The 1,844-nt window shown below is 36.9% G+C and carries 2 protein-coding genes; both read left to right on the forward strand.

Annotated elements, in window-relative coordinates:
* The first annotated feature begins 116 nt into the window (after window positions 1-116).
* Complete coding sequence (locus CN514_RS22905) at window positions 117-767, forward strand: bifunctional 4-hydroxy-2-oxoglutarate aldolase/2-dehydro-3-deoxy-phosphogluconate aldolase (protein ID WP_097975213.1); 651 nt, start codon at window positions 117-119, stop codon at window positions 765-767.
* 325 nt (window positions 768-1,092) lie between these two features.
* On the forward strand, window positions 1,093-1,844 hold a 752-nt coding region (locus CN514_RS22910), incomplete at its 3' end, for a LacI family DNA-binding transcriptional regulator (protein ID WP_286141803.1).

Consider the following 1,844-nt stretch of genomic DNA (forward strand, 5'->3'; position numbering starts at 1 on the left):
AAAGGCTACGAAAAAAGACAGTAAACCATCACATTTCAATGTGAGTGCATAAAAAAATATCACCAGCTTTAGATTTTTTCTAAGGCTGGTGATCTATTAAAAAGGGAGTCTTTAAAATGGGTGTAGAAGAAATAAAAAAACGAGCTGTTGTCGCAGTAGTTCGTGGTGCCACTTTGGAAACTATTATACCGATGGCTGAAGCGTTGAAAAAAGGTGGGGTCACTACCCTTGAAATCACGATGGAAACACCGAAAGCGCTAGCGATTATTGAAAAATTGTCAAGTGTCTTCGGGGATGACATATTGGTAGGTGCTGGAACGGTTTTGGATGCCGAGACTGCTCGTGCTGCTATCATGGCCGGTTCTAAATTTATTTTTTCACCGACTTTAAATAAAGATACAATCCAAATGACAAAACGTTATGGAGTAATCAGTGTTCCGGGCGCATTTACACCAACTGAAATACTTACTGCCTATGAACATGGTGCTGATGTAATTAAAGTATTTCCAGCCGGTAGTGTAGGACCTGACTATTTTAAAAATATAGCCGGACCACTGCCTTATGTTCCACTCATTCCAACAGGAGGCATTAACTTGCAAAATGCAAAAGATTATATCCGAGCAGGCGCCGTTGCAGTTGGAGTGGGTAGTTCTTTGGTTGATCCGAAACGACAATTAACTGATCAATATTTATTAAAAGTAACCCAAAATGCAAAAGGTCTAATGGAAGAGGTTCTTTTCGCAAGAAAAGGGTTGGTTCACATGTAAGGAAGGTGGCGGAAGCTGGTATGACACTTTGTTTTTGTGTCATGCAAGCAACTGTCATCTTTTCTTTATTTTTTGTGGATACTATATAATTGTGAGTTGGGAATCATATTAGGGTAAGTCAGTACTGTTTAAGTGACACGTAAATACTCAAATTTGGAACATGACGGAAATATAATGTAGATAATAAAAAGATTATTAGTCAATTCAATAGTTGTCAGTTATCTTGTCCTTAAGACCAGTAACTTTTAAAATTTATTAGCTGGAAAATGACTAGATCTTTCGGTAAAATGAAGGCACCATAGAAAGTTGAAAGAGGAAAATGATTATGGAAAAAATAACCATTACCGATGTTGCAAAAGCAGCAGGTGTTTCGAAAAGCACGGTGTCTCAGTTTTTAAATAAAAAGTATGAATATATGGGAGAAAAAACAAAGCTTAAAATAGAAGAAACGATTAAACAACTTGGTTATCAGCCAAACTATATTGCCAGAAGTCTGAAGCAAAAACGTACTTCTATGGTGGGAATTATAGTAGCTAATAGTATCCATTACTTTTCAGCGGAGGTTATCCGTGCGATTGAGGACTTCTGCCATAAACATGATTTGCATGCCATCGTATGTAACGCTGATGATGATCCCGAAAAAGAGAAACAATATATTGAAATGTTAAGAGCAAAGCAGGTGGATGGACTCATTATTTTCCCAACCGGACATAATAACGCGTTATATGAGAATATGAATAAGACAGGCTATCCTGTTGTGTTTATGGACAGGAGAATAGAGAATCCTAATGTTTTTTCTGTACTTACAGACAATCAAGAGTCCACTTATAAAGCAGTGAAGAAATTTATTGAAAAGGGCCATCAGAACATCGCCTTTGTGGTGCAACCACTTACGATTAGTCCGCGAATCGACAGATTAGAGGGATATAAGAAAGCTTTGTTCGATGCAGGTATAAAGCCAAATTTAGATTTCATTATTGAAGCTAGTTTAACGGAAATGAAAAGTAAACTAGAGAAACTTTTTTCATCTGAGAAAAAGCCGACAGTCTTAATTGCAGCAAATGATCGTGTTTTTTT

Source organism: Bacillus sp. AFS001701, assembly GCF_002559405.1.
Lineage (GTDB): Bacteria > Bacillota > Bacilli > Bacillales > Bacillaceae_G > Gottfriedia.